Source organism: Arcobacter sp. CECT 8985, assembly GCF_004116495.1.
Lineage (GTDB): Bacteria > Campylobacterota > Campylobacteria > Campylobacterales > Arcobacteraceae > Malaciobacter.
On sequence record NZ_PDKC01000057.1, the window covers coordinates 1 to 6,415 of the forward strand.

The following is a 6,415-nucleotide window of genomic DNA, read 5'->3' on the forward strand; positions in this document are numbered from 1 at the left end:
CATCTATTATAATATTGTTAACAATAAATAAATTTAGTTATAATGCATATGCTTATAGTTTGATATCATTACTTTTTTCTATATTTTTAATTTCTTTCTTTTCTTATAAACTTAAGAAAATAGATAAAAATTCTATTGACAATTCTTTAGGTAAAAAAAATTTTATAAATAAGTATGAAAAAAAAGAAACTTCTTCTTTTTTTATAGTTTTTAGTTATATATTAACATTTATATTAATATTAATATTAAGTTTATGTGATATTTATATATTTGATAATTTTCACGGTATATTTGGGTTATTGATAGCATCTTTTTTTACTACAATTATAATTAGTGATATTTTTGAAGATAAAATAAAGCTTATTACTAATGTAATTAAAATTAAAGCTTTTTTATTTTTACTATTTTTAATATTCATATTATATAGTATTTTTACAATGGATATTTCATTAGGCTTTTATAAATTTTATTTTTCAGAATTTAATATGTATATTCAGTTAATAGTAATATCAGTATTGGCAATTTTCCTCTCTTTTTTAGAAATAAAATATATAAAACAATGTATAACAAATTTTTCAATTATTGTTCAAATATTTACTATTTGTTGTATTGTAACAATTTCTATCCCCTTATACAAAGTTGATATGGATGATTATATTGATAGTTTATATGATTATAAAAAAGGAAAAGACAATAGTATTGCAACATTAACTTTTAACTATCAAAAATATATATTATCAAAGATGGCACAAAATCTTAATAAAAACTCTGAAAATTATAATGATATGAGTGCAAATTTTTTTAGAAGAACTCCTTATTCATTAAAAAAGTTAGGTCTTGAAATAGGACTTGATCCTAATGTAATGATGGAAGACTTTCCTTATTTTTTTCCTTGGGGAAATATTGTAGATGATAAAATAAAAGATTTTGAAAAGACAATGAATCTATATAAAGAATATGGATTTGATTTTTCTATGAAAAATAAAGAAGGTTTAAATATTGTTGACTTTGTTTTTTTAAATTTACCTAAATATAGTGATTATACATTATATAATAAATGGTTTGAAGAAGAAGGATTAAAACCTACAAAAAAGGGAATATCATTACTTTTAAGTGAATTCACAATAAAAGAACTAAAAGAAAAGAATTTTGATTTTAATATAATAAAAAATATTAAAAAATCAATAAATTAAAAATATTATTTTAGGATTACTATGACTATATATGATTTAAAACCAAAATTTCAACAATTATTAATGCCAATTGTAGAAAAATTACATAAAAAAGGAATTACTCCCAACCAAGTAACTTTTTTTGCTATTTTATTATCTGCATTATGTGGAGTTTGTGTATATTTAAGTTTATTTAATAAAATAATTCTTATTTTAGTTCCTTTTTTTCTATTTATTAGAATGGCATTAAATGCTATTGATGGATTACTAGCAAAAAACTTTAATCAAATGACTAATAAAGGTGCAATTCTTAACGAATTAGGCGATGTTATATCCGATGTAATGATTTATTTACCTTTCGTATTTATTCTTAATCCTTCCATAATAATTGTATTTGTTCTATTAACTATAATAAGTGAATTTGCAGGAGTTTTATCTTGGAGTATTTATAACAAAAGAAGATATGATGGTCCTATTGGAAAAAGTGATAGAGCTTTTGTAATAGGAACTTTATCTCTTCTTCTTTCTCTTTTTGATTTAGTATTATTTTCTAATATTATCATTGGTGTTTCAATACCTTTACTAATACTTACTATATTTAATAGAGTAAAGGAAATTAAATGAAAATATTTGATCCTAAAATATATATTACAATTTTTGTAATATATATATTTTTGTTTATCTCTTTTATAATTTATAAGTTAATTAAATACAAAACAAAAAAAGATAATATTGAATTAAGTCAAAGAATATCTTCTTGGTTTATAATGATTACTTCTTTTGTAATATTTATTTATTTAAATGATACTTTAGCGATTTTTTTTCTTGCATTTTTAAGTTACCTGTCTTATAAAGAATATATATCATTAATCCCAACACGAATAGCTGATAGAAGAATCATATTTTATGGATATCTTTTTATTATCCCCCAATATTACTTTGCCTATGTACAATGGTATGAAATGTTTATAATTACTATTCCTGTTTACTTTTTTTTGTTTATTTCATTTAGACAAATGTTAATAGGCGAAACAAAAGGTTTTATAGAAAATACTAGTAAAATATATTGGGGTAGTATGCTTTTTATTTTTGCAATAAGCCATTGCGCTTATTTATTTAGATTAGAAAGCAATAATGTTCATGGGTATTTACTTGTCTTATATTTAGTATTTCTCACTGAATTTAATGATGTTCTACAATATGTTTGTGGCAAAATTTTTGGAAAAAGAAAAATTGTTCCAAAAGTAAGTCCAAATAAAACTGTAGAAGGACTCATAGGTGCAACTTTTTTTATAATTATACTAGCTATAGTTTTTAGATTTCTTACTCCTTTTTCTATAGTAGAATCTATATTTGCAGGTCTAATTATCTCTTTAGGTGGATTTATTGGAGATGTAATAATTTCTATGGTGAAAAGAGATATAGGGGTAAAAGATGCTGGTAATTTTATATCTGGCCATGGTGGAATTATTGATAGGTTAGATAGTTTAACTTATACAGCTCCTTTATTTTTTCATTTTGTTTATTATTTATATTTTTAATCATGCTAAAAAAAATCTTTTATATATTTATAATAAAACCTATAATATTGCTTATTTCAGGGGTATCAATAAAAAATCGTCATTTTATCCCTCAAGATAAACAATTTATTATTATTGCTAATCATAATAGCCATATTGATATATTTGCAATATTATCTATTTTTAAAATAAATCAGATATCAAAAATTAAGCCAGTTGCCGCAAGTGATTATTTTTTTAAAACAAAAATCTTAAAATGGATATCTATTAATCTAATAGATATATTGCCTATCAGTAGAAGAGTTAAAAAGATAGGGAAAAGCCATCCTTTAGATAATATATATGCTGCAATTGAAGATGGCTATTCATTAATAATCTTTCCAGAAGGTTCAAGAGGTGAACCTCAAGTATTACAAAAATTTAAAAATGGAATTGGTCATATTGCTAGTAGATATCCTAATATTCCTATTGTTCCAATAATACTTGAAGATACAGGAAAAGCTTTACCTCGAAATGAGGCACTTTTTGTACCATTTATTATAAAGCTTGAGATAAAAAAATCATTTACTTTTAATGATTCAAATTTAGAAATTAAAGAATTTGTTAAAAAACTAGAAAATATATTTAAACAGGAGAGATAATGTCAGAAACAACATATTTTAAAGCTTATAATCAAAGAAAATTACTAGCTAGAAAATGGATGAACAAATCAGAATATAATGGAAAAGTATTGGTAATTCTTCATAGAGGACATGAACATTCAGAAAGACTGGAAAGTATTGCAGAATACAAAGCTTTTGATGAATATAAGAAATATTCGTATGATTACAGAGGTCATGGATATGAAAAAGGTGAACCAAGCTATGAATTTATGGATTTAGTAAGAGATTTAGATTGTTTTATCAAATTTGTTCAAGAAGATGCAAATGTAGAAGAAAATGATATATTTATTATTGCAAATTCAGTTGCAGGAGTAGTAACTTCAACATGGATGCATGATTATGCTCCAAATATAGCAGGAGCTGCATTAGTTGCACCTGCATTTAAAATAAAGTTATATTTTCCTTTTGCAAAAGAAGGACTTAAATTATTAACAAACTATTATCCAAAACTAAAAATTAAATCATATGTAAAATCAAAATATCTTACTCATATTAAAGAAGAGCAAAAAAAATATGATTCAGATCCCTTGATTACACCAGATATACCAGCAAAACAATTAGTAACACTACTAGATACGGCAAAAAGAGTTGTTGAAGATGCAAATATGATAACACTTCCAATTTTGGTATTAAGTGCAAGAAAAGATTATGTAGTTGATAGTAGTATACAAGGAGATTTTTATTCAAATTTATCTTCTTCTATTAAAAAGTTTGTTCCAATGGAAGATACATTTCATGGAATATTATATGATACAAAGAAAGATGAAGCATTAAAAGAAATATCTAATTTTATTGATTTGTGTTTTTCTTCAAATAGAAATAATAATTCATTATATACGGAAAAAGTTATTGAACTTACGCAAAAACAAAAAGATAAAATGTCTTTTGGTAGTCTTAATTTTTTTGATAAATTGAATTTTGGTATTCAAAGAAACTTTATTAAATATTTTGGTTCTATTAGCGAAGGAATAAAAATAGGCAAAAAATATGGATTTGATTCAGGTGTTACATTAGATTACATATATAAGAATAGAGTAAATGGAAAATTCATTCTAGGAAAATTTATTGATAAGAACTACTTAAATTCCATAGGTTGGAAAGGTATTAGACAAAGAAAAATTAATCTAGAGAAGTTATTAAAAAATTCTATTAATGAACTTAAAACTAAAAATAAAGAAATAAAAATTTTAGATATTGCAGGTGGCCCTGCTAAATATCTTGTAGAGATTGCAAAACAATATAAAGATGTTCAAATTGAGGTAAGAGATTATCAAACACAAAATATTCAAAAGGGGCAAAGCTATATAGAAAAATATAACTTAGATAATATTAAATATAAGCAAGCAGATGCCTTTGATAAATCAAACTATAAAGATCAAAGTTTTAAACCAAATATCGTAGTTATATCAGGAGTATTTGAATTATTTGATAATAACGACTTAATAAAAAATGCAATCAATGGAGTTTCAAATATCTTAAATAGTGGAGATATTTTACTTTTTACAAATCAACCATGGCATCCACAATTATCACAAATATCAAATATTTTAATGAACCATAATAAAGAAAAATGGATTATGAGACAACGTTGTGAATATGAAATAAACCAATTATTTAGTGAAGCTGGTTTTAAAATAGAAGAAAAATGCATAGATAATTATGGAATATTTACTGTTACAAAAGCAAAGAAAATTTAAATGTATGAATTTAATCATGAGCTAAATGCAAATGCAACATTAAAAGAGAGATTTGTATGGGTAATATACCTAGGATATTTATTTTTTCTTTTGTATGGCTGTTCTAATCAATTAGCAGAAATTACAGCACCACATCTTAGTTTAGTTTTTGAATGGGAAAAAAATATACCATTTATTGATATTTTTATATTTCCTTATATGTCAAGTGACATAATATTTGTTATTAGTATAATGCTATTACAAACTAGATTTCAATTAAGAGTATTAACAACAAGGATTACATTTGTTATTTTATTTTCTGTTTTTATTTTTATTCTTTTTCCACTTGAATATTCTTTCTCAAAACCAGTAGAAATTAAATTTGAATGGCTTTTTAATATTTTAAAAGCAGATTTATCTTATAACCAAATGCCTTCTTTGCATATTTCTCTTGCTATCATATTATTTGACTCGTTAAGAAGAAATATAAAAAATAATTTTATTAATTTTTTAATATTAACATGGATGTTTTTAATTTGTTTATCTACTTTGTTTGTATATCAACATCATTTTATAGATATACCTACAGGAATTATTGTAGCATTAATTACAATGATGATTTTTCCTCATGGTAAAAAAACTAATATAACAAAAAGATTTACTACTCCAAGGAGTCTTAAAATTGGTATATACTATTTAATATTAGCAACAGGATTTATATTTATTTCTTTTTATTTGTCAAATATCTACTCAATTATTTTTGCTTATATCTCTGTGTCAATGCTTTTTATGAGTTTAATATATGCCTTTGGAATAGTAGAAGTTTTTGAACAAAAAAGGTATTATTTTTTTCTTTTACCTTATTTTTTAGGAAATTATTTGTCATGGATTTTTTTTAAGAATAAACTTCCTTTATATAATCAACTAAATGATTATATTTATTTTGGAAGAATGCCTACAAAAAAAGAGTATAACTCTCTTAAAAATAAGAATATAGATATTTTTATAAATTTGGCAAATGATTTAAAATTTATAAATTATTATAATGCAGATAAAAATATTAATTTTTTAGATATGACTATACAAAATCCAACTGAATTAGAAAAGATATATCAATTTATCAAGAGAAATAAAAATAAAAAAGTATTTATTCACTGCAAATTTGGATTATCTCGAACTATTATATTTATACTTTATTATTTATATAAAGAAAACAATTTTAGTTGTTCTGAAATTTTTTCTCAAATAAAAAATATAGATCATATCTATATTTTAAAAAAATATATGAAAGTAAATTACCAAATATTTTACAATGAAAATCTAATAACAAAAGGAAAAAAATGAATAAAAAGTATTCTATTTTTAATGACCATAAAATATATTAT

At 22.7% G+C, this 6,415-nt stretch carries 6 protein-coding genes; all 6 read left to right on the top strand.

From position 1 onward, the window contains the following. A partial coding sequence (locus tag CRU93_RS14385) for a hypothetical protein (protein ID WP_258238941.1) occupies nt 1-1,193 on the top strand: 1,193 nt, incomplete at its 5' end. A gap of 21 nt (nt 1,194-1,214) precedes the next feature. Continuing rightward, a complete protein-coding gene (locus CRU93_RS13770; protein WP_129104765.1) occupies nt 1,215-1,796 on the top strand; it encodes a CDP-alcohol phosphatidyltransferase family protein in 582 nt (193 codons plus the stop codon). After that, a complete protein-coding gene (locus CRU93_RS13775; protein WP_129104766.1) occupies nt 1,793-2,713 on the top strand; it encodes a phosphatidate cytidylyltransferase in 921 nt (306 codons plus the stop codon). Before CRU93_RS13770 ends, CRU93_RS13775 begins: the two co-directional genes overlap by 4 nt. A 47-nt stretch (nt 2,714-2,760) precedes the next feature. Further along, a complete protein-coding gene (locus tag CRU93_RS13780) occupies nt 2,761-3,333 on the top strand; it encodes a lysophospholipid acyltransferase family protein (protein WP_164967701.1) in 573 nt (190 codons plus the stop codon). After that, nucleotides 3,333-5,051, top strand: a complete 1,719-nt coding sequence (locus tag CRU93_RS13785) for a bifunctional alpha/beta hydrolase/class I SAM-dependent methyltransferase (RefSeq protein ID WP_258238942.1) — start codon at nt 3,333-3,335, stop codon at nt 5,049-5,051. Before CRU93_RS13780 ends, CRU93_RS13785 begins: the two co-directional genes overlap by 1 nt. Beyond that, on the top strand, nt 5,052-6,374 hold the full coding sequence (locus tag CRU93_RS13790) for a phosphatase PAP2/dual specificity phosphatase family protein (RefSeq protein ID WP_129104768.1): 1,323 nt from the start codon (nt 5,052-5,054) through the stop codon (nt 6,372-6,374). Nucleotides 6,375-6,415: the final 41 nt, after the last annotated feature.

Coding starts and splice junctions, on each gene's coding strand:
- CRU93_RS13785 (WP_258238942.1), top strand. CDS start 3,333: ATGTCAGAAACAACATATTTTAAAGCTTATAATCAAAGAAAATTACTA.
- CRU93_RS13770 (WP_129104765.1), top strand. CDS start 1,215: ATGACTATATATGATTTAAAACCAAAATTTCAACAATTATTAATGCCA.
- CRU93_RS13790 (WP_129104768.1), top strand. CDS start 5,052: ATGTATGAATTTAATCATGAGCTAAATGCAAATGCAACATTAAAAGAG.
- CRU93_RS13775 (WP_129104766.1), top strand. CDS start 1,793: ATGAAAATATTTGATCCTAAAATATATATTACAATTTTTGTAATATAT.